The organism is Peptococcus simiae (assembly GCF_046569735.1).
Lineage (GTDB): Bacteria > Bacillota > Peptococcia > Peptococcales > Peptococcaceae > Peptococcus > Peptococcus simiae_A.
The window spans coordinates 1-314 of sequence record NZ_JBKICG010000056.1 but is presented as its reverse complement, the minus strand read 5'-3'; the positions used below and the strand labels follow the sequence as shown (position 1 = coordinate 314).

Annotated in this window: 1 protein-coding gene; it reads right to left on the bottom strand. The window is 36.3% G+C overall.

Annotated elements, in window-relative coordinates; all coding sequences use genetic code 11:
• Positions 1–314 (bottom strand): transposase (locus tag ACLGL1_RS09845; protein WP_411008492.1); only part of this gene is annotated, 314 nt, incomplete at both ends.

Below are 314 nucleotides of genomic sequence, written 5' to 3'. Positions count from 1 at the left end.
CTTAAGCGCAAATCATATTTACAGGCTTTTTCAATGGCACGGCAAGAAAATAAGCCTTCACTGTAGCAGAAAATAATAATTTGGAGCATTGTAACGGGATTGCAGGCCGGTCTTCTTCCTCTTTTTTTATAGCTGCCTATTAAAGCAGTTAAGTCCATCCTTTCTACAAGTTGTTGTACCAGACCTACTTTTCCGTCATCTTCAATATGAAGATCATAAAAACTCATTTTTACTTGCAATTGTTCTCGCTCTAAGCTAAGATTAAAATAATTGTTGTAGGACATGTATATATTATACCAACAATGGCCAAGGCC